This is a genomic window from Flagellimonas aurea (assembly GCF_017313785.1).
GTDB classification, from domain to species: Bacteria; Bacteroidota; Bacteroidia; order Flavobacteriales; family Flavobacteriaceae; genus Flagellimonas; species Flagellimonas aurea.
This window is the reverse complement of record NZ_JAFLNL010000001.1, coordinates 20,690-44,350: the sequence shown is the minus strand read 5'-3', so window position 1 is coordinate 44,350 and position 23,661 is coordinate 20,690. Positions and strand designations below refer to the sequence as shown.

Sequence of the window (23,661 nt, the reverse complement as noted above, 5' to 3'; positions counted from 1 at the left end):
TTTTTGCTAAATATCCTTAAAATTGACGATTTGTCCATAAAGATATCCAATAATGGAGTCGCATTTTTACTTTTTGTAACTTTGTGGACTAAACCTCGACTAACGCTGGTATGAATCAAGACCTCAATTCAGAAAGCCCACTGGTTCAGTTGGTAAGCTTCAATAAGTTATTGGAGCATTACGACGAATTGCTGAACAGCGAAAACGCTCATGAAGTGGACCGGGCAAAATATGTACTGGATACACAGGCACCCTACCCAGTGTTGAGGGAAGGCTTCACCGATTTGTCCTTGTTGGAAAAACACAAGGATGTGATTCGAGTGATTTTGGAAGATTCCTTTTCCCCCATTTTGACGAAGAACGAGATCAAAACGGCATCTACACCTTTTGAAAATTTGGTGTTCAATTCCTCGGAACGCTTTCGTCAGATTCTAAAAGATGCAGGAGAGGATTTTGATTTGGAGATTATGAACATACCCATGGAATTTGGGTACATCATGCGGTGTACGGTGATTCTAAAATTTTATTACGGGTATAATCTGGATATTAAACGGCCGTTTTTTTACGACATTCCAGACCTCAATGGGGTAATGCGCAGGTATAGAATCTTGTACAATGCGGATTTTATGGAAATCATTCCAACAGAAAAAGCAAAGGAGCTTACGCAGGATGATGTGGACGAGTTGTTGGATAACTTCTATAACCTCGACATCTGGAAGGATAAAATTCCGCCAAACAGTTTTATAGCCAAAGGCTTTGTTATTGCCAATATGTTCGATGTAACTACGGAACATTCCGTTTCGGAGATCAAATCAACATTGATTGGACGTGCGCAACGGGGCAACGAGACCTTTATGGAAAGTTTTGAGGAAACCTTCAGGTCATTCTTTAACCTAAAGGATATTAAGGTCGGATTTTCCGGGTATGATGCCGGGGCCAATCGTTTCTTTAAGATTTATGGCAAGGGGATGGAGAGCTATATCCTAAATGGCAAGGATATGGAGGAATGCGACTCCACATTCTGTGACTATACCCATGGAAAGTTGTTCAAGGAGAACAAGTACTTTGCCATATCCAATGTCGAAAAATACTTTGAAGGATCTGATAGAGATGTGGAGCCCTATAAAAGTTTGATGGAACAGGGTATAAAGAGTGCCATTTTGGCGCCGATTGCCGTGAACGGGAACTTATTGGGGGTGTTGGAGCTTGTCTCTGGCAAGGTGAACGAGCTGAACAGTGTGAACGCAAACAAGCTGAACGATGTAATGCCATACATTGTTGCAGCGGTTATGCGAACTATCGAGGAGGAAGAAAACCTGATCGATGCCGTGATCCAACACGAATGTACCTCTGTACACCCATCCGTTTATTGGAAGTTCCAGGAAGAGGCCAAGCGTTTTATGGCAGACGAACTTTCAGGGAACGAAGCCGTGTTCAAAGAAGTTGTTTTCAAGGACGTATATCCATTGTACGGGCAAATAGACATCAAAGACTCTTCACAGCAACGAAATCTGGCCATTCAAAGGGATTTGATGATACAACTTTCCGAAATCAACGATATTTTGGAAGTGGCCTTCAAAAAATATAAGCTTCCCATTTATGAGGAATTGATGTTCAGGGTGAACAACTATCTCAACGAAGTGAAGGAGGCCTTGTTTACCCATACGGAACAAGCTGTTTTTGATTTTGTACAGGAGGAAGTAGACCCTGTTTTTGATCATCTTCAAAAGGAGGACAAAGAAATTGCAGCCTTGCTCGAAAAATATAATGAGAAGATAGACAAATCCACCGAAAGCTATTACGACCATCGTAGAAATTACGATAACAGTGTAATGGAGGCCAATATGAAACTGGCCGCTCTTTTGGACAAGAGACAGGAGGAGGCCCAGGCCATGTTCCCACATTATTTTGAACGCTACAAGACCGATGGTGTTGAGCATAATATCTACATAGGCAGCTCCATTGCCAAGGATAGGGAGTTCAACGAACTTTTCCTGAGCAATCTTAGGTTGTGGCAGTTACAGGTAATGTGCGAAATGGAAAACAAGTACTATAGTCTAAAACCACATTTGCCGGTAAAACTGGATGTGGCCTCATTGGTATTGGTCTACAGCACCTCCTTGGCCATTCGTTTTAGGATGGACGAAAAACGGTTTGATGTGGACGGCACCTACAATGCCAGGTACGAAGTCATAAAAAAACGTATCGATAAATCGTTCATTAAGGGAACCAATGAGCGTTTGACACAAAAGGGCAAATTGGCCATTGTGTATTCCCAGCGTAAAGATGAAAGGGAATATTTGCGATATATCAGCTTTCTGAAGGCGAAAGGTTATTTTACCAACAATATTGAAATCGTGGAGCTCGAAGGTGTCCAAGGTGTATCTGGATTAAAGGCAATACGGGCAGAGATTCTTTATCAAAAGGACAAAAAATCGGAGCGCACCTATACTTACGATGATTTAATGGAAGAACTGAACGCTTAGGTTAGAAAATCAACCTTTCCGGGCCAAAATACCTAAAGGCAATTATAAAAGAGATTACCGAAAGAATCATGCCCAACATAAAAATGTTATAGGTAATCCGCAGTATTTTATACTTTTTGTTAAGGACAATGCCCAAGTAATACAGGTCTTTGGTCAAGGAAGAGTATACATAATCCTTATCCTTTACCAACTCTTTTAAGGCCCATTCGTATTCAGAAAGCTCCATTTTATGAAAGTTTCCAAAAAACAAAAGATTGACCTTTCTTTCTTCCACATCTTCCTTGGTGAATTTGCCGCTCGTAACATTGGGTCTGGTGGCCAATACGGAAAGCACCATGGAAACAATACTGAACATGATCAAAATCAAGGTAGGATAGATCATATAGGTGTTGGATGGATTGTCCAACTTGGTCAATAAATTGGCGAGCACCAACGAAATTATTATAGCGTTGACCGACAGTAATATGTTTGCTTTGGTATCGGCAATATCGCTCAACTTCAAGTGATTTTTTAGCGTGACCCGGTAGAGGGTTTGAACGCTTCTATCGGGACTCTCATTCTTGTACTTGGCCTTTAGTGCCTCTTTTTTGGCAATCTTTTTTTCTTCTTTCTTTTCTTTCAACAATTTTTTTAGGTTCTGTTGTTTACCTTCTTCCCAATTTTCCTTGGCATAGTCAGTGAAGAAATTATGTTTGGTGCGGAACATTTTAATGTTTTTGTCCCGCCATTCCTTGTTCGAATAATCGGCGACTCCCAATGCCTTAAGTTCTTCCTTTAAGAAATCCGTAGTCTCCCAATAGCTTTTTTTGGCAAAATGGGATATGTCGGCATCCCTGATGATTCCTTCCATCAAATTGGAGGGCTCGTTGCACATTTTGGTGACCATGATCAAGGAACAAACCTGTTCGATTCCTTCCGGGTCATAGTCATTCTTTTGGAGAAAATCCCTGGCAATCTCACAACTGTTTTCCTCATGGTTTTCCCAACCTTTGGTGTGCCCCGTATCGTGAAGCCATGCAGCTAGCATTAACCTTTCGTTGTCAACTTCGCTCAGGTTATAATAGTTGAGCAATTCTTTAGTACTTTTGACTACTCTTTGGGTATGTCGCAAGTTGTGGTACAAGAACCTTGCATCTAGTTCTTTTGTTAGTAGTTCAGAAACAAAGTGTTCAGTTTTTTCAACGATTTCCGACATAGTTCCAGATTAGAGCATCCAAATTACAAAATTTTGGAATCAACCTCGTGTATATGAAGAAACATTACTTTATTCTCTTCTTGTGGGTCTTGGCAATGGGTTGCGCTACCTATGAGACCAAATATGCGGAGCCTTTTTCCGCATACAATGTTCGCATCGAAAAAGAGGTAGAACACACATTTTATCTGATCGGCGATGCCGGGAAATCTCCATTGGGCGATGTGAATCCTACTCTAAAAGCGTTTAAAAAAGTTTTAGATCAGGCCGATGCCAATAGTACCGCAATCTTTTTGGGAGATAATATTTATCCTGCTGGCCTGCCCGATAAAAAGGATTCCACCATTGCCTATTTGGAAGCCAAGAACCATTTGGATGCCCAATTGAGCACTTTGGACAACTACAAGGGCAAAAAGCTCTTTATCCCCGGAAACCATGATTGGTATACCGAGGGGCTCAAAGGCCTAAAACGTGAAGAAGAATATGTGGAGGATGCACTGGATGATAATGATGCTTTTCAGCCAGAGAACGGATGCCCCATCGAGGAGATAGAGATCAATGACAAGGTCCTGCTCGTCGCCATTGATACAGAGTGGTACATTGTAAATTGGGACAAGCACCCAACTATAAATGATGATTGCGAAATAAAGAGCAGAAACCGTTTTTTTGAGGAACTGGAGAGTATAATCAAAAAAAACAGGGATAAGACCATCATTTTGGCCATGCACCATCCTATGTTTACCTACGGTTCGCACGGCGGTCAATTTTCATTTAGGCAAGGAATATATCCCAGCGGAGGAAAAGTGCCATTGCCTATTTTGGGGTCTGCCATTAATCTGCTTCGAAAAACTTCAGGAGCCACTTCGGAAGATATATCCAACAGAAAGTATAACGAGCTTAAGCAAAGAGTTGTGACCCTTTCCCAATATTCCGATAAGATCATATTTGCGTCCGGTCACGAGCATACGCTTCAGTATATCGAGGAGTATGGGAAACCTCAGATTGTAAGTGGTGCTGGAGCCAAAACAGGCACCACCCGACTGCTGAACGGCAGTAAATTTTCAACAGGTAAAACTGGCTATGCAATTTTAAGGGTGTATACGGATGGCTCGTCTCAAGTCGAGTTTTATAGTGCCGATGCCAATGCAACTGTACTGCTATATCAAACTGAAGTGCTACCTCCCGATAGATCCACTGAAAAGCTAGGGCTGGCCGAGGATTTTCCTCCGTATAAAATGGCGTCCGTATACGAACCTGAAGAGATCGAGAAGAGTGGGTTTCACAAATTGCTATGGGGCGAAAGGTATAGGAAGTACTATGGGACCAAAGTAAAGGCACCCACCGTTCGGTTGGATACCCTCTTTGGAGGGTTGACCGTTGTTCGAAAAGGAGGCGGGAATCAATCCAACTCATTGCGATTGGCCGATAAAGATGGTAGGGAGTATGTAATGAGGGGCTTGCGAAAAAGTGCTGAGCGATACCTCCAGGCCATAGCTTTTCAAGATCAATACGTCATTGGAAAGTTCGAAGACACATACCCCGAAAAATTGTTGTTGGATCTATATACAGGTGCGCATCCATATGCGCCATTTACCATTGATAGACTATCGGACGCGCTTGGAATGTACCATACGAACCCTAAACTGTACTATGTGCCAAAGCAATCTGTTTTGGGCGATTACAACAAGGAGTTCGGTGATGGCCTGTACATGATCGAGGAACATGTTTCCGATGACCACGATAATCTGGAAAGCTTCGGATACACCAAGAAAATAGAAAGTACCTACGATCTTATGGACAAGCTCCGGGAAGATGAGGAGTACAGTATTGATCAAAAGGAGTATGTAAAGGCCAGATTGTTCGATATTTTGATCGGGGATTGGGACAGGCATGTGGACCAATGGCGTTGGGCAGAATTTAAAACCGAAGACGGAAACAAGGTATACAAACCTATTGCCCGGGATAGGGATCAGGTGTTTTCCCGCTGGGGAGATGGTATTATTATGAACTTTGGATCCAGGGCAGTTCCGGCGCTCCGTATTTTTGAAGGATTCCATGAAGAGGTTAGAAGCGTGAAAGGGTTGACATCTTCACCCCGAACCTTTGCCTTGGATATGGCCTTGCTTACAGAAACCGATATGAAAATGTGGGTAGAGCAGGCCAAGTTTATTCAACAAAACCTGACAGGTGAAATAATCGACGAGGCTTTTTTGGCTTTTCCCGAAGAGGTAAGGGACGAAACCTTGACCGAAATCAAAAACATACTTTTGGCCCGAAAAGAAAACTTGGTGGAAACGGCACGTGAGTACTATGCCGTTTTGAACAAATATAGTGTAATTACGGGCACGGATAAAGATGATTATTTCAATATTACTTCCCTTCCCAATGGTGATGTTGAGGTGAGGGCGTACCGAATCAAAGAAGGGGAGTATACGGATCTGTTCTTCAATAAGGTGTATAGTCCCGATTTTACCAAAGAAATATGGATTTATGGACTTGATGATGGAGATGTCTTTGAGGCCAACACGGGAACATCAAAAATAAAAGTGCGTATCGCTGGAGGTCAAAACAATGACGTTTATAAAGTCTCGGAAGATTCCAGAAAGCTTCTGATCTATGATTTTAAATCAAAGAAAAACACTTTGGAAGAAGCCTACGGCGGTAAAGTAAAATTGGTTAATGATTATGATACCAATACGTATGACTTTCTGAACATAAAGGGCAGTAACAATCAAACGTTGCCCACTGTAGGATTCAATCCAGATGATGGTGTCAGGATAGGTTTGGCCAACACTTATACTTTTAACGGTTTCAGAAAAAATCCATTTACACAGCAACACACGGTAAGTGCTGCCTATTATTTTGCCACGGATGGTTTTGATTTGGGCTATCGCGGAGAATTTGCACATATTTTCAACAAGGTGAATTTGGAGCTGCATGCGAGGTTCACCAGTCCTAATTTTACCCAAAACTTTTTTGGTTTTGGCAACGAGACGGTCAATAATGATGATGAAGAACCCTTGGAGTTGGATTATAACCGGGTCCGTATCCGAACCTTGAGATTTGCCCCGTCATTGGTGTGGCGTGGTTTCTTTGGTTCCAAGGCGCGTTTGGGTGTGGCCTATGAGAATATTGAAATTGAGGAAACCGAGGATAGGTTCATTAATGAGTTTTATTTGGAAAATGGAGAGGAAAACCATTTGAGCTTTTTTGGGGTCGATGGGGAATACAGTTATTCCAATACCGATAACGAGGCCTTTCCAACTTTGGGAATGGCATTTGCCCTCGAAGGTGGTTTCAAGACCAATTTGGATGATTCCTCAAGGTCGTTCGGATATGTGGTTCCATCATTTTCCTTAGATCACAAGCTTACCGCAGATGGCATGTTAGTGCTCGCTACCAAGTTCAAGGGACATTTTATCATCGGGGATGGCTACGAATTTTACCAAGCTGCCAGTATTGGTGGAAACAATGGGTTGCGAGGATTCCGTTTCCAAAGATTTTCCGGCAAAACAGCCTATTTTCAAAATACCGACCTTAGGTATAGCTTTAGGAGTATGAAGACCGGCCTGATGCCAATAACACCAGGAATTTATGGAGGATTTGACTATGGCCGCGTTTGGTATCCCGGTGAAGAATCGGACAAATGGCACAATTCGTACGGAGGCGGATTCTTCTTAAATGGAGTGGATGTGCTTACGGCCAACTTTGGGCTTTTCAACAGTGTGGATGGGCTACGTTTTGCTTTTGGGATCGGATTTGGGTTTTAATCCAATTTCAACTCATAAAGCTTTCTACCCCCGTGTTTGTTTTCCTCATCGGCGACCAAGAGGGTTTTATCATCATAAAAGCACACTGATTCAATCTGGGTGTCGGTTTGTAGGTCAATTATCTTAATGGATGATTTTGTGAAATCAGGAGCGGTGAAATCCGTCAGTAGAAAAATATATCCATAGCTCAACAGCGCAATGGTTTTTTCATCGGGAGAAATATCGGCACTGGTCACCGAACAATGATCCTGGTCGTTACATAGGAACAGGGAACCCAAGAATTCAGCTTCGTATTGTCCTTCCCTGTCCGGTACACGATAGATCAGGGTTTTGCCCGTATATGGTCGCGTACGGTTTTTGGTAAAAATGTAGAGGTAATCGTTTAGGTGGAAAAAGCCTTCTGTATCAAAATAAAGGCTGTCCTTCTCTGGTGGGAAATTGGTTTGCTGAGGATAGGAGAACTCAATCTTATCCGCATTGGGCTCTTTTCTCCCCATTTCATCTTTGGTAACCTTATAAATGACCAAATCTTCCCGAGCATTCCTATTGTTCCCAAAATCTCCAATATAGAGGTTACCTTCGGTATCCATGGTCAAATCTTCCCAATCTATGTTCTTAGCGTGATCAATTTTCAGTGATTCCTTAATATCACCCTCTGCATCGACCCTATAAATTTTATCCTTGTTTCCACTATCCTCAATAACCCATATCTTGCCATCTTCGGTCACCTCCAAACCAGAAACTTCTTTGAGCTTGGAAGGGAATTTTCCAAGTTTGTCCAATTCACCTAAATAGGTTTGTTGAGCACAGGCACTTACTGCCATTACTAAAAAAATAAGGACAAGTTTATTCATTGGATTCCTTTATGGGCATAAACACCTCGGTTGTCCATTCAAGCTCATTACCGCCAATGTGGGGATTGTTATGAAAAACTTCAATCGGTTTTTCCTCTATGGAAATGTTGTTCTCTTTGGCATAATCAAGCAAAGCATACCAAGCACGGTCCGAGGTGATATAGTTACCATGGTAAACCGCCTTAAGGGCATTTTTGCTGAACATTCGCTTATACTCGATATCTGGGTGGTCCGGAAGTTTTTCCGACCTTACAATGGGATTGCAAAAGTTATATGTAAGTAGGTTGTTTTCTAAGTCCCAATCCAAAACCTCCACAAATGGAGGACCGTTCAGCTGTACTTCGTTATCTGCAAGAATACCGTCCAAAAAGTTATAGTTCGCCATCATGCCTTTTGCTTTGTCTTCAGGAGAAGTATGTAGTTTGACACAGGCACAAAATGATGAAAACGTTTCTTCTTCCTTTTCAATGGACACTTTAAAACCCTTTATATGCTCATTCAATAAAGTGTTGAAATCCAACAATAGCTTTCTGGAGCCTTTTTCAAAATCTGTATCCGAAAAGGGGATTGATAAACGATTGCCAAGGGAATGGGATAAATCTTTGATGTTCACCTGAACTTCACTTAGGGAATCGTGCACCCGGGTTATTTCCCAATTGTATACGTGTACCGAGTCATTAACAAAAATGGTCTGCTTAAAATGACTTGGACTATTGTAATCCAGAGGGATTATGGAATCAAAGCCCTTGTTCCATGCTTTTACGGTTTCGTATATGGTCCCAGGAATTGCCTTGGCCTTAAAATTGACCTGATAATCTTGAGGTTTTAAGAACAGGTACCACAAAATTACTCCTACCACTAGGGCAAGGATTATAGAAATAATCTTCCTCATAACTAAGGAGCAAAAATACGGATTAGCCTTTTGTCATATCCAATTTGTCCACGATAAATTTTCCCAGGTCCCGCCCTTGTTTAATTCCGACCTCAATGGCAGCACGATAATGGATTCCGCCATACATGCGGCTCAGTGCAGCCTCATCCGAAGCTTGGTTAAAGGACGTAAAGGAACGTACAGGTAGGCCGTATGCCACTTCAGTGTCATCATCAAAGGCAAAGTCATCACCAAATATATCGGTCAATGCTATGGCTGCTGCCCCTGATACCACACTATGTCCGCTGGTATACTCAGGGAACGGAGGTGTTTGCAATACAGGTTCCCAGCTGTCATCAATGTATTCGTTGATTACGGTTTCCGGACGTATAAGGTTGCTTCTGTACTTTTCGTCCCAACAGCTAATGAATCCGTCTGCTATGGCAATGGAGGTCTTGGTGTAAGCGTATACTGTTTTTGCAAAATCGGCATTAGTTTTTCTTGCAGCAATTTTAGTGATGCCGATCCAATGCGCCCCTGGGGTAATCTTCTTGGTGGCGAACATTAAGTGTCCTCTGGTCACGGAGACATAAGGATTACAATCCCAAAACTGTGCAATTGCAATCTCGTCGGATTTATCACCTTTGCCCACCATACTTTTTCTAACCTCGTATACTTCCATGACCTCTTGGTAAAACTTGGAGTCTTTTTCCATAGAAAATTCCGGTGGAGGAACAGGCTTGAACTGCTGGGCGGAATCAATAGCGAAGGGGCGTATTTTCATCCAATGTGGTTCAATCCCGTTCATATAGGCCGGGGGGGTGGGCTGCCAGCGAGAAGGGTCGTTCGAATCTACGGAGAACTTGGGCATGGTGCGCGTTTCCTTATAATTGTCCTTGTTCATCCAGTCTCCCACAAAATTGGCTACTTCGAGTCCGTATTCCTTACTGGCATTAAAAACGGTCTCGTTCTTTTCCTTCCATGTGGTATATAGGCTGTCCCTAAAGCTTTCCATTCTTTCTTCGGAAAAGATAAGCCTCTTGCTAATATCCATATGGGCAATAAGGGCGGCCATCTCGTAATTGATGTTCTCACTATTGGTGGGGTCTGGAATATTTTCCAAATCCGTTACCTGCCCCGCCAAGGATTTATAATTATCGTCTTTCTTGGCTATAATTTCATATGCTGCAATGTTGGAGTAGGCAAATATTCTACTGGCAACAGGGGGCGAGAATATATCGTGGATCATTATTTCGATTACCTTGTCCACAGACGCATGGAACTCCTCAGGAGAAACTTCAACAGGTTCCTCTTTTTTTTGGCATGATGCCAAAACCAATACTACTGCTACGATCAAACTTATTCTTTTCTTCATGGCCTTGAGAGATTAATCATTGATTTTATAAACTTGTGCTTTATCGTTATTGAATATAGCTAACAAATATTTTTTATGGTCGATTGTAATTGTTTTTAAGTGCCTGATTGATTTTTTGGTGAAATCCAATCCCAATTGGTTGCCCAATATAATGCTGCCGTCGCTTTTGATGAGGGCTCCCGGAAATGAATCCAGTCTGCCATGATAAGGTTTCATGCCAAAATAATTACCTGCTAGCAGCACTTCGGTATTTCCATCGCCGGTAAAATCAGCTACAGCAAATGAAAGGATAGGGGACACCTGAAGCTCATTTTTAAATGGAACAAAAACAAAGCTACCACCGTCATTCCGTAAATAACCGGATTTTAATGTGTTTACTTGTAGTTGGGTAGACGATTTCAGGACATCTTCCCCAAAAATTTCTTCCATCGTGTCGCCAGCAAAGGATTTGTAGGTGGTATATTTCTTTTTTAGGTACACCAACTGTGATGCCAAACCGTCCAGAGTTTCCAAGGGATAGTATTTTCCGTTTTTTTCCATGGCCGTTACCGTTTCCGTTTGACCATTATCATCAAAATCGTTAAAGTATAGCTTCATGGGATGCCCTTCAGAAGCTTTGAACCTTGAATTGGTCCCCCAGTTTCCTAGTAGATAGTCCATATCTCCATCACCATCAATATCAAAAGCCTCAATGGCCTGCCAGAGTCCGGGAATGGTTACAAGCTCAACTTCGGTAAAATTGCCATTTTCATATTTTATGAACCTGGGCGACATCCATTCCCCGACCAAAATTAGGTCGGTGATGCCATCGCCATCAAAATCGCTCCAAATGGCGTCGGTTACCATGCCCTCGGAAAATTTTTCAAAATCTTTATTTATTATAAAAATGCCATTTTCATTTTCCAATAGGCGGGAATTGGCGAGAGCTCCAAACTTGGCTGTAATGGTATGTCCGCCGATAAAAACGTCCATGTCGCCATCACCATCAAAATCAAAAGGAGCCACAACGGACGAATTTTGATAAGAGTCCGGCAATCCAACGCTTTGGAAAACCGAGTCTTTTTGAACGTAATAGGCGTCCAGTAAGGGTTCAGCCTTTCCAAAAAAGTCACCACCACCAGAGCTTAGTATGAGGTCATTTTTTCCGTCATTGTTAAAGTCAGCTATGCTTGCCGAGATATTTTCTCGGATGGAATCTTTTTGAAGGCTTTCAATGTTTTGGTTTACAAAAATGGAATCCTGTTGTACAAAAATTTTGGATGAAACATATTTCGAACCTCCGATGAAAATATCCTGCTTGCCATCATTATTTAAGTCCCCCATAGCGAATGCAGGCCCTCTGTCCGAGATTTGATACGGAATCAATTTTTCACGATTAAAGTCCGTATAGTTATCCTCAACATGTGTAAAATCCAAACCTAGATTCTTATCTACTGGACTGAACAGGGATTTTTTGCTTTCGCGGAGCGAATTGTAGTCAAAAGGCCTTGTGTTTTTAGGCGCTACGGTCAGTGTTTGATTTACTGGTATATTTTGTAAAACCTGATAGGTCTTGTCCGGCCAAATTATCTTGATGGAATCTACCTTTTCGACATTTTTATATCCAAAGTGGACCATGGGTTCCGAGGATGCTTGGAATCCTCTTGTAGTAAATAATTCCTTGAATTGAAGCCCTCCATTGGCATAGGAATATACTTTGGTTCCAATTCCGAACTTATTGTTTTGGGAATAGTTGAACCTAATCTTGAGATACTTTCCTTTCTCGTTTGTTTTATTGACGTACAAAGTCACGGGCTGGTCAATGTTGTTCGTAACCAAATCCAAGTCCCCATCGCCATCGAGGTCGCCCATGGCGGTTGCTCCGGAAACCAAGGTGTCTTTTGTAATCCATTCATCGGACATGTCCTGAAAATGAAGGTCTTCACCACCTTTAAAGACATAATTGTGCACACTTCCCGATGGCATTAGATTCAAAGCTTGTTGGTCTACAAGTTTGGTGTTGTCTATTTTGCTCTTGATCTGGTCGTTGGAGACGAATTTGATAAAATCAAGGTCGTTGGGTCTTTTGGGTATTCCGTTGGAAATAAACACGTCCTGGTGACCGTCTAGATCAAGGTCGCCAAAAAGGGCACTCCAGCTCCAATCGGTTGCAGCAATACCGCTCATCAATGCGGTTTCCATAAAGTTGCCATCGGGCTGGTTTACAAAAAGCATGTTACGTGTAAACTGATAATGGTACCCAAAACGGTCTATCCGCATCTTTTGGGTCTGGATATTGTCATCGCCTTCCGAAGATTTTAGGGCCACTTCGTCTTCCGGTAGCATATCCAACGAAAGTAAATCGGGTCTGCCATCATTGTTGATATCAGCAACATCGTTACCCATGGAAAAGCGGGAAGTGTGTCCAAAATATTTTTTCAGACTTTCGGTAAAAGTGCCATCCCCATTATTGAGGTAGTAATAATCATCTTCATGAAAATCGTTGCCCACATAAATATCCGGGTATCCATCTTGATTAAAATCCGAGATAGCCAGACCTAATCCATAACCGTTCACACCTCCGTAAATACCGGCCTCTTCGCTTACGTCGGTAAATTTTCCATTATCGTTTCGGAGCAATTTGTCACCGGTTTCATATAGTCTGTCGTACCGAAGATCAAAACGCCCGAAGGAATTTTGTGTGTGTACGGCATGGTTGAGGAGGTACATATCAAGGTCACCGTCCAAATCGTAGTCAAAAAATGCTGCATTGGAACTGTATGAATCAAAATCGAGTCCGTACTTGGCTGCACTTTCCGTAAAAGTGTTGTCGCCATTGTTGATGTACAGTTCGTTGTGTCCATTAAAGCCATTGATGCCCACTACGGCACAAACATAGATGTCCAGCAATCCGTCCCCGTTTACATCGGCCATGGTAACACCGGTGTTCCAATCGCTATTTCCCTCGATTCCTGCCGTATTTGAGATGTCTTCAAAATCCAGGTTTCCTTTATTGAGGTACAACTTGTTTTTTACTTGGTTGCCGGTAAAGAAAATATCGGGCAGCCCATCGTTGTTGATATCACCAATGGATACACCACCGCCGTTGTAAAAATACAGGTAGTCCAAAATACTCAGGTCTTTGGTGGACGTAAGGGTATTGGTGAAATCTAGACCGGTTTCTTTTGGGTCGGGATTTTCAAACAGGCTACCTCCTTTATTGCAGGAAATGGCCAGCATCGCCATGAACCATATGATGGGGTACCTATTCATTTAGGGCAAAAATCTTTGGTTTGTTGTTGTTTACGGCAGCAATGACGTAAATTTTACCGTTTTTATCCTTGAACTGTTTCAAATATTTTACTTCGTCCCTGATTTTAAATCCGCTGGTTTCGTAATCTTGCCAAGTGAATCCCATTTTTCCGTCTCCTAGCAATAGGTTTCCTTGGCTTGCATCCAATCGGGAAAACTGTGGTTTAAACTCGTAATTGTTCCCCGCCATGATCAAATCCAGATTTCCATCTTGGTTAACATCGGTACAAGTAATATCACAAACGCATGACAGTTGGACGCGCGGCGGCAAATTTTTGATAGAGAATTTCCCGTTTCCTTCGTTTATGGCAATCACGGATGCTGAGGTTTCCGCTTTCTTCACAATGGATTTGTCCATAACTTCCTTGGGAAAAAGTTGATGTATAGTGCGGTGCGCATAGTCCGATGCTTTTAGGTTCTGTTTTTTGAGCAAAGGAAGTTGCTCGGTAAGTTCTCTTTTTTGATGGATTGGGTAGTCGCCCCCATTTTCTTGCACGGTTACAATCTGCTCAATGGTCCCGTTGTTGTCATAATCGTTGATGTACATCCGCATTGGGGCATATTCGGTGGGTTTGTAATGCAGGTTGAGACCTTGGTTGCCCAAAATAAGGTCTTGGTCGCCATCTCCGTCCAGATCAGCTGTTTCCACCGTGTTCCACCAACCATAAAGACTGTCTAGTGAACTTGTCATTTTGGTCAGTCTTCTTCCTGTATTCTTATAAACTTTAGGGGTATCCCAGTCTGCGGTTACTACAAGGTCTTTTTTGCCATCCCCATCAATATCTACCCATTTGGAGTCGGTAACCATTCCTGCGTCTTTTAAATCGTAGCCCAATCGCTCGGTGACATTGTTGAAGGTGCCATCTCCATTGTTTTCCAAAAGGAGGTGGTCAGGAGATACTCCGTAAACGCCTACCACACTTCGAGAGCCTATAAAGAGGTCAACATCTCCATCCTCATCAAAATCAAAAGCCGAAATGGTGGAAATATTTTTAAATGTTGATGGAAGTTCATTTTCTGATTTGGAGAAGTTTCCTTTGCCATCGTTCAAATATAATCTGGCCCGATAGTTTCGCTGCATGGCGACGTCATTTCCGCCAGAGCCCACTACCAAATCCATGTCGCCATCCCCATCAGCATCAAAAAAGGCTGCAGCGACGTCTTCATATTCTTTGTCCTCTTCAAAAATCATACTTTTTTTGAGAGCAACTTTTCCGTTTCCTTGATGTATATAGATGGATCCTGATTGACCTTTCGCACCGCCAAGGTAGAAATCTTCATTGCCGTCACCGTTAACATCTGCCACGGCTAAAGATGGTCCTTCTTGCGAAAGTTTATGGGAGATAAGACCTTCGTAGTCAAAATCGTTATAATTGTCTTCTTTGTGGGTTCCGGTCGAACTATTATCCAACTCTGTTAAAAGGGATTTTTTGGTCTGTTTCTTCGGTAATTTATAGGTTTCGATTGCATTGGCATAGTCTAAGGCCAACATTTGGTTGGCTTTTACTTTTTCCAATTTTTGAGTGAGCATATCAGGCCAAACGATTCTAATAGAGTCCAATTGTGTAGTTTTCCCCAAACCAATCGTCATTTCGTATTGCATTGAAGATTGAAAGCCCCTTGAAGGGATCAACTCTTGGTTCACGATGTTTCCATCAAAATATAGTTTAGCAAGTGCTCCTACAGCAAAAGGGTTGTTTTTTGGACCTTTGAACTTGAGTTGGATGTAGTTGTTGTCCAACATCGATTCGGTATTGTTTCTATATATAAAGGCAGGGGTGTTCACATTGTTGATGACCAAGTCAAGGTCCCCGTCATTATCCAAATCTGCATAGGCGGCACCATTGGAGCGAGATGGCAATTCGAAGCCCCATTCCTTGTTGGCATTTTTGAAGGAGATGTCGCCATTATTTTTGTAAGCGTAGTTGGGCTGGGGTTTGATGGGCATTTTGCTGATAATGGAGTCTATTGACTCCTTTTTCCCTGTTAAGGCCATTTTTTGTACGATCTCGTTGGCAAAGAAGTCCACAAAATCTAAATCCGTCAAATCATGGTTGATGCCGTTTGTTATGAATATGTCCTTTAGGCCATCGTTGTCCATGTCGAACATAAGTCCTGCCCAGCTCCAGTCCGTGGCATCAATGCCACTATAATAGGCCACTTCGGAAAAGGTGCCATTTCCATTATTGAGCTGCAAAGTGTTTTGAATATATTGCTGGCTAAAGTCTTTGCTCTGTTTTAGGTTAAAAACGTTGTAGCCTTCAAATTCCATTACGGACTTGACCCGGGATTCTTCTTCTGGAAGCATGTCCGTTATGAAAATATCGTTGTGACCATCGTTATTGATGTCGGCAATATCGATTCCCATCGCGGAAAGGCTCATGTGCGATGTCCATTCCTTGATTTCTTCTTTAAAAGTGCCGTCCTTTTGATTGATGTACAGGTAATCTCGTTCATAAAAATCGTTGGACACGTAGATGTCTGGGTACAGGTCCCCATTGAAATCAGTGACCAAAACCCCTAAGCCAAACCCTATTAAACTCCCATAAATTCCAGCTTCTTCGCTTACATCCACAAACTTGCCATCATCATTCCTTAATAGCATATCTCCAACCCCTTTAAAAATGTCGGGAACGCCTTCCCAGTCTTGCGCACGAACTTCACGCTGTTCTGCATACCCGAGGCTACTTACAGGGATATTGCTGTTGTTAAGAATGTAGGCGTCCAAATCTCCATCCTTATCATAATCGAAGAAAGAGGCATGGGTGGTAAATCCTGTTTTGGCAAGATTGTACTCCTCGGCTTTTTCGGTAAATGTTAGGTCACCATTGTTGATGTACAGGTCATTGTCATGATTATTGCCTTCCATGTTTCCTGCGTTGCATACATAAATATCCAAAAGACCATCGTTGTTAATGTCCACCATTACAACCCCAGTAGACCAAGGTTTGTTGCCCAGAACACCCGCGCTTTCGGAAATATCCTCGAATTTCATGTTCCCTTTATTTAGGTAAAGCTTATTGGGCTCCATATTGCCAGTTAGGTAGATGTCCTGTAGTCCATCATTGTTGATGTCTCCAATGGCAACACCTCCGCCATTGTAGAAATTACGGTACTTAAAGATGTTGAAATTCTTCTGGTTTTCTACCTTGTTGATAAAGTCGACACCTGTTTCCTCTGGTTTCAACAGTGTGAACAGGGTTTCTTTTTTTTCCTCTTCAGAATTGGGTGTTTCTGTATTGTTGCAGGAAATAATAAGGCCTAATATTAGAAGGCTGACTGTGCTATATCTCAGTTTCATTTATTGTTCTTTTTTAACCAAAAAATGGGGGATATCACCATTCATAACCTTACAAGTTCTTCTTCCCCTTTGATGTTTACTTTTCAATTTTTCTGGCGACCACACAGATTTTTTCCGTTTTTGATATCAGCTTGTTTCTTCATGGTCAACAATCTGTGCTGAATAATCTGTGCGAAGCAACCAATCTACCAAGTTGGGTGTTTATCTCAAAATTATTGACGGCCATTAATACTTCATTAATCTTTTATTTGTTATTATTTACTGTTTGAATCAAAAAGCAATGCCGCCCTTTGAGATAAGGACGGCATTTATATTAAACAGCTTAAACTTTATGTTAGTAACCTGGATTCTGAACTAGATTAGGGTTGGATAAGAGTGCCGTTGCCGGTATTGGGAATAGATTTACATTATCATCCCCACTAACCTCCTTAAGACCCCATGGTGCAGAAAACTGACCAAATCTTACCAAGTCATTTCTTCTCCAGAATTCAATGAACAATTCACGAGCTCTTTCGTCAAGAAGGGTTTGTTCATCGACACTAGCTAAATCAGGTGTATCTTCCCTTAAACTTCTAAGCTCATTTACCATTACGGTTGGATTTCCACCCATACGCATCATAGCTTCTGCTTTCATCAAATGTGCGTCCGCATATCTGAATATGATTTGGTGCTGTCTGTATGAGTTTACTCCGTCTTCTTCATCGGTTGGGTCGTAAGGGTGATACTTGATAACACGAACTCCTTCTGCTTCACCATTACCAACTAGGGAAGGGAATTCTTTTTGGAAAACCAAAGGTTGGTCCTGTCTGTTGGTAAGTGGCGTTCCATCCTCATTATATTGCAGTCCGATTAGGAATCCATACCCTATTCCTAGGTTGGTGTCATTTGCTGTAGCGGCATCTGGAACAAATCCTCTTCTTTCTTCTTGGCCATCGCCCACGTAGTTGGTGTTTGGATCACCCTCGAACAAGTCGTAGAATTCGGCTAAAGTTGAGAAACCGTTCCAACCTCCACCAGTATTGTCCGGTGAGTTTTGATTATAGTGCAGACTGTTCCAAATTCTGGCACCAAGGTCACTTCTCAAAAATAGGATAGTTTCAGTATCGTCGGTCGGCTCAAAAATCTGGAAATAACCTTCCTGAATATCGAAGCCGCTAGCATTGATCTCGTCAACTAAGTCAATTACGTTTTGCATATCGGCATTGTCTGGTGTTCCTGTTCCTTTGTAAACATGCCCATTCAAGTAGAGTTTAGCCAATAGGAACTTAGCCGCTTCTTGAGAGGCTGTTCCAACGTTGGCTACTCCTGGACCAACAGATGGCAAAGCAGCTATAGCCTCGGTCAAATCTGTTTCGATAAAGCTATAGGCCTCAGGTCTAGTTAGTACCGTAGGGTTTATTTCTGGACCTTCATCTACTCCTCTGAAAGGAACAGATCCGAAAAGATCCATTACAAAGAACATGTTGAATGCTCTTAAGAACTTTGCTTGGGCCACAGTACTGGTTTCAGCACTTGTTGTCTCGATGATTTCAGAAGCTCTAAAGATATTCTGGTTCAGGTTGTTCCATGCTCCTTTAACAAAGGCATGGTCAGGAGTCCAGGTATGGGTGTGCAACTGCCTCCAAACACCATTATCTCCCCAGTCTGTTCCTCTTGTTGGAACCAACAGCTCATCAGAGGTTACTTCAGACAACGAGTACATGTTCTCTTGAGTAGCAAAATCGCCACCAACCTTGTTGTACAGATCATTTAACGCACTGGAAGGGTTGGTTACCCCTGCAAACCCAGTGTCGCCTGTTCCTTCACTTATCAACGAGTCTGTTTCCTCTATTTCCAAATCGGTACAAGAGTAGGTAAGACCTAGTATTAAGAGTGAAGCAAAAACAAATTTTTTATATGTTTCTAGTTTCATGCTTATTTTTTTTAAAAAGTTACACTAAAGCCAAAGGTGTATGTTCTTGGCCTTGGGAATGATGAGTAATCGATACCGGCAATCGGAAGTCCGTTCAAAAGGTCTCCGGACGCTGGGGTAACACTTACTTCAGGGTCCAAACCACTGTAATCGGTGATTACAAATAGGTTCTGGCCTGTGATGCTCAACCTCATTGTTTTGAATAGTCCATCACCTGAAAGAGGAACGTTGTATCCTATGGAAGCTGTTTGCAATCTAACAAAGTCACCCTTCTCCAAGAATCTAGTTGATACGGATGCTTCTGCAAAACGGCTCTCCTCTCCTGCCAGGGCCACTACATCTTTTATAACGTTGTTACCACTTCCAATGGCACCTGCTGTGAAGAAGGCGTTAGCTGTGTTGTTATAAATGTAATTCCCAAATTGTCCAGTGAAATATAGGGAAGCATCCCAGTTTTTATAGTTTGCTGAAGTTGAGAAACCTCCTGTGAAATCGGGTAGCGCACTTTTACCAACAAATTTTTGGTTATCCGTACCGCCTTCGTGAACAGGGTTTCCGTTCTCATCAAATCCAGTAAACTCTCTCAAATAGAACGAGTAAAGTGGCTGTCCAGATTGTAAACGTTGTGCGAAAGCATTGGTAAGACCGGCACCTCTAATTGTTCCCGCTGGAATGGCTCCTTCAAAATCTTGAATTTCGTTTTTGTTGTAAGCCATATTGAAACCAGCTGTCCAGAAGAAGTCCTCACCTTGTAAGATATCATAGTTAAGGGAGAATTCTATACCCTGGTTCAAGACCATTGCGTCCAAGTTCTGGAAAAAGAAGGGTTGAGGGGATGGTTGTGCAGCTTCAACGCTAAGCAATAAATCCCTAGTTTCTTTACGATACACATCCACGCTACCGTTTAAGCGGTCATTGCCGAAACCAAAGTCAATACCGACACCGTATTGAGTTGTTTCCTCCCACTTAAGGTCGGGATTGGCAAAATCCACGGTACTGGTGCCAGGTACGTTTACAGCGCCACCGTCACCTACACTTCCTCCTGAATATCTTTCTCTTCTTACGAATCTACCGTATCCGATACCATCTTGGTTACCTGTGATACCATAGCTCAATCTTAATTTAAGGGTAGATACTGCATCTCCTATGAAATCTTCTTCATTGATTTTCCAAGCAAAGGCTGCAGATGGAAAAATACCGTATTTATTGTTTTCACCAAAACGGGAAGAACCATCAGCTCTCACAGTGGCCGTGAACAAATATTTGTTGGCCAAGGTGTAGTTTACCCTTCCGAAGAAAGATTGAAGTTCGTCCGTATTGTCGAATGTGTCAGCAAACAGTGCTCTAACTGCCACACCGCTGGTTTCTCCTAAAAACTCTGTTTCTGGATTGGGAAACAAACGGTTGACAAAAAGACCATTGGGATTGTTGGGTACATCGAAAGAGTAACCATATTGCTGATAGTTTCCTGAAATCATTGATTCAAGTGTAGAAGCAGAACTGGAAAGGTCTCTTGGCATTTGATTAAGGTCAGGAGTGCTGTATCCCCACCCTTCTATATTTCTTCCTCTTCTATTAAAATCTTGATAAGAGAAACCGACCAAAGCGTCCAGGTTTGAATTGTCAAATTCCTTGGTGTAGTTCAATGTGGCTTCCAATAATCGGTTTTCATTGATCAAGTCGTTCAAAGCACCTCTACCGTTATTGCCGGCACCACGCGCAACGTTGAAAGATTCCGATGTTAATGAAGCTTCTCTTTTTGAATCTGATTTATCGTAACCTACAGTAACCTTTCCTGTCAATTCATCGGTTATGTCATATTCAGCAGAAAGGTTTACCAATACACGGTCAGTATATGTCATACTCTGCCAGTTGTTCAATAGGTTCAATGGGTTGATCCTATCCCCAGGGTTGAATTCTGGATTGGCGGGCCAAGTTGGGTTTGCTGCATAGGCGGCACCCAACAAGTCACCGGTAGAACCGGCACTACCACTCAATGGTGGGGCCTCGTCGTTTACCCTTGAAAGTGTACCCTGTAAATTGATGCGTAACTTGTCATCCAAAAATCTTTGGGAAGCGTTCAACCTTCCAGTGATTCTTTCTTGGGATGATTTCTCAATGACACCAAATTGTTTTCCGTAATTGAAAGTGGCCCTAACATTCCCAGAACCGTAGTTACGTGAATAAGCCAAGTTGTTATTTGTTGAAGCGGTAGACCTTGTTACCAAATCCTGCCAATCTGTATCTGCACCGGCATTGATTGCTGAACCTCCAAAGGTGTCAACGGCATCAAGGAATTCGGAAGCGTTAAGAAGATCGTAACTTTCTGCTGGCGTAGAGTAGCTCAAATCAGAAGAATACTCCCAAGTACCTCCTCTGGCGCCTGTTTTTCCACTTTTAGTCGTAATTATTACTACTCCATTTGCACCTCTAGAGCCGTAAATGGCTGTTGCAGAAGCATCCTTAAGGATACTCATGCTTTCAATATCATTTGGGTTAAGGAAGCTAAGTGGGTTTCTTGCCGAACTTGAACCAACTCCAATGTTTGTTCCTTCGGATGAAGTGTCTCCAGAAGGCAACGGAACTCCATCAACTACAAATAAAGGATTGTTGTTGGATCTTACAGAAGAAGTACCCCTAATTCTAATAGCAACACCAGAACCAGGTTCACCACTACCTTGTGCAATCTGCACACCAGCTGTTTTACCTTGGATTAATTGTTCTGGGGAAGAAATAACACCTTTGTTGAAATCTTCCGAAGTAACTGCCGAAACGGCACCTGTTGCATCCTTTACGGTTGTTTGACCGTAACCAATAATAACAACTTCGTCCAATGCTTGAGCATCTTCCGCCAAGGTAACATCAATGGTAGATTGCCCATTGACCGCAATTTCTTGAGTTTTGTAACCAATGTAGCTAAAAACCAAGGTTGCGGCATCATCTACATTGTTAAGGGTATAATTACCGTCAAAATCGGTCTGCGTACCGTTGGTAGTGCCTTTTACCAATACGCTTGCCCCTGGCAAAGGTCCGTTCGCATCCGAAACGGTACCTGATACTGTTTGGGCTTTTACCAACCCAAAGCACAGGAATGCTCCGAGCATTAAAAAGCTCCTTAGTAGCGTAATCTTCATAAATAATTAATTTTAAGTTTAGTTAATTTTAATTCAAGTGTTAAACATATATAAAAAAAAGGTTAATCAAAATTTAAGTATATTGCAATATTCAACGAAACCGTTTTCGTGTTGACAACTTTATAGGGTGTAGATTTCACAATTTTAAATCTGCAAGTTTGTTTAATTCCCAATTAAGTATGCGGGAATTACGAAATCAGCAATAATCCCTCTAATATAGCAATTTTATTTTTTGAACAATATTTTTATTGAAGACATCTCCAGACAATGGATGTTCATGTTTTGTTAAAAAAGTAAAACACGTAGATTGCATTGTTTTGATTATTGAGTAATTTTCAAGATCGAATTAGACTACCACAAAATAAATATAATTGAAAGCCAAGATTACATTAAAGGATATAGCAAGAGAACTTGAGGTGTCCATTTCTACCGTCTCCAAAGCACTAAAGAACAGCGAGGAAATCAGCAGGGATACCAAAGAGAAGGTCCAGGCCTTTGCTAAGCTATATAATTACAAGCCCAATAACATAGCGATCAGTTTAAAAAACAAGAGAACCAAGAATATCGGAGTCGTGATTCCGGACATTGTCCATCATTTTTTTACCACCGTTATCCGTGGTATCGAAAAATATGCAAATGCCCGAGGTTATAATGTAATCGTTTGTCTTTCTGAAGAGTCTTTTGACAAGGAGGTCATCAATATGGAAATGTTGGCCAATGGTAGTATCGACGGTTTTATTATGTCCCTCGCTTCCCAAACACAGGAAAAAGGGGATTACAACCATTTAAAGGAAGTGACCGATCAAGGTATTCCTGTGGTGCTTTTTGATAGAATTACCCATGAGATCGATTGTGATAAAGTGATTATAGACGATGAGCTTGGTGCTTACCAAGCAACCAAGAAGTTTATTGATCAAGGAAAAAAGAAAATAGCACTGATTACTACGGACGACTACCTAAGTGTCAGCAAGGCCCGGACCAAGGGATATTGGAAAGCATTGCAGGAAAGTGAAATGGGGGCCGATGAATCCATGATCTTAAAAATGCCCTCTATGGAAATGGACGAGGCAGCCATCAAAGATTTTCTAAATGCCAAGGAACCGGATGCCGTTCTGTGCGTGAACGAGATATTTGCGGTATACAGTATGCGTTTGGTTCAGGAAAAAGGCCTAAGAATACCCGAGGATATTGCATTTATCGGATTTACTGATGGAGTTTTGTCCAAATATGCCAATCCAAGTCTTACCGTTGTAGCACAACATGGGGAAAAAATGGGCGAGGAGTCGGCAAGGATGTTGATAGATAAGGTTGAGAGCGAGGCGGAAGAGGAGACCTATCAAACCAAAATTCTAGAGCCTACTTTGGTAATAAGGGATTCCATCGCCCACTAACTTCAATCGAATGGTCAAATGTCTTAAGCATGAGAACCATATTCGTCCATATTTTATTACTAGCATTTCTGACGTTATCTTCGT

Annotated in this window: 11 protein-coding genes; 3 read left to right on the top strand and 8 right to left on the bottom strand. The window is 42.0% G+C overall.

Going from position 1 to position 23,661, the window contains the following annotated elements:
- Window positions 1-110 precede the first annotated feature (110 nt).
- Entirely contained in the window at window positions 111-2,486 is a 2,376-nt protein-coding gene (locus J0656_RS00140; protein ID WP_207030636.1) for a GAF domain-containing protein, read from the top strand.
- A gap of 1 nt (window position 2,487) precedes the next feature.
- Here J0656_RS00140 and J0656_RS00135 read toward each other — a convergent pair whose 3' ends face one another.
- The gene (locus tag J0656_RS00135; protein ID WP_207030635.1) at window positions 2,488-3,681 is read right to left on the bottom strand and encodes a Pycsar system effector family protein; all 1,194 of its coding nucleotides are present in this window, start codon (window positions 3,679-3,681) and stop codon (window positions 2,488-2,490) included.
- Window positions 3,682-3,734: 53 nt separating this feature from the next.
- Here J0656_RS00135 and J0656_RS00130 point away from each other — a divergent pair, with 53 nt between their 5' ends.
- Window positions 3,735-7,448 carry a metallophosphoesterase gene (locus J0656_RS00130; protein WP_207030634.1) on the top strand — a complete coding sequence of 1,238 codons (3,714 nt, stop codon included), beginning with the start codon at window positions 3,735-3,737 and terminating at the stop codon, window positions 7,446-7,448.
- Here J0656_RS00130 and J0656_RS00125 read toward each other — a convergent pair.
- From J0656_RS00125 to J0656_RS00095, 7 genes are all read right to left on the bottom strand, one after another.
- Window positions 7,445-8,302 (bottom strand): YjiK family protein, encoded by an 858-nt coding sequence (locus tag J0656_RS00125; RefSeq protein ID WP_207030633.1) that lies wholly within the window; start codon window positions 8,300-8,302, stop codon window positions 7,445-7,447. The two genes, J0656_RS00130 and J0656_RS00125, sit on opposite strands and share 4 nt — an antisense overlap.
- Complete coding sequence (locus J0656_RS00120) at window positions 8,295-9,194, bottom strand: GyrI-like domain-containing protein (protein ID WP_207030632.1); 900 nt, start codon at window positions 9,192-9,194, stop codon at window positions 8,295-8,297. Before J0656_RS00120 ends, J0656_RS00125 begins: the two co-directional genes overlap by 8 nt.
- A 22-nt stretch (window positions 9,195-9,216) precedes the next feature.
- On the bottom strand, window positions 9,217-10,548 hold the full coding sequence (locus tag J0656_RS00115; RefSeq protein WP_207030631.1) for a vanadium-dependent haloperoxidase: 1,332 nt from the start codon (window positions 10,546-10,548) through the stop codon (window positions 9,217-9,219).
- 12 nt (window positions 10,549-10,560) lie between these two features.
- Window positions 10,561-13,800: a VCBS repeat-containing protein gene (locus J0656_RS00110; protein WP_207030630.1), complete on the bottom strand. Its 3,240-nt coding sequence runs from the start codon at window positions 13,798-13,800 to the stop codon at window positions 10,561-10,563.
- Window positions 13,793-17,140: a VCBS repeat-containing protein gene (locus J0656_RS00105; RefSeq protein WP_207030629.1), complete on the bottom strand. Its 3,348-nt coding sequence runs from the start codon at window positions 17,138-17,140 to the stop codon at window positions 13,793-13,795. Before J0656_RS00105 ends, J0656_RS00110 begins: the two co-directional genes overlap by 8 nt.
- A 334-nt stretch (window positions 17,141-17,474) precedes the next feature.
- Window positions 17,475-19,052 carry a RagB/SusD family nutrient uptake outer membrane protein gene (locus tag J0656_RS00100; protein ID WP_207030628.1) on the bottom strand — a complete coding sequence of 526 codons (1,578 nt, stop codon included), beginning with the start codon at window positions 19,050-19,052 and terminating at the stop codon, window positions 17,475-17,477.
- Window positions 19,053-19,063: 11 nt separating this feature from the next.
- Window positions 19,064-22,186 (bottom strand): SusC/RagA family TonB-linked outer membrane protein, encoded by a 3,123-nt coding sequence (locus J0656_RS00095; protein WP_207030627.1) that lies wholly within the window; start codon window positions 22,184-22,186, stop codon window positions 19,064-19,066.
- Window positions 22,187-22,557: 371 nt separating this feature from the next.
- On the opposite strand from J0656_RS00095, the gene J0656_RS00090 reads away from it, so the two are divergent.
- Window positions 22,558-23,577 (top strand): LacI family DNA-binding transcriptional regulator, encoded by a 1,020-nt coding sequence (locus J0656_RS00090; RefSeq protein WP_207030626.1) that lies wholly within the window; start codon window positions 22,558-22,560, stop codon window positions 23,575-23,577.
- Window positions 23,578-23,661 lie beyond the last annotated feature (84 nt).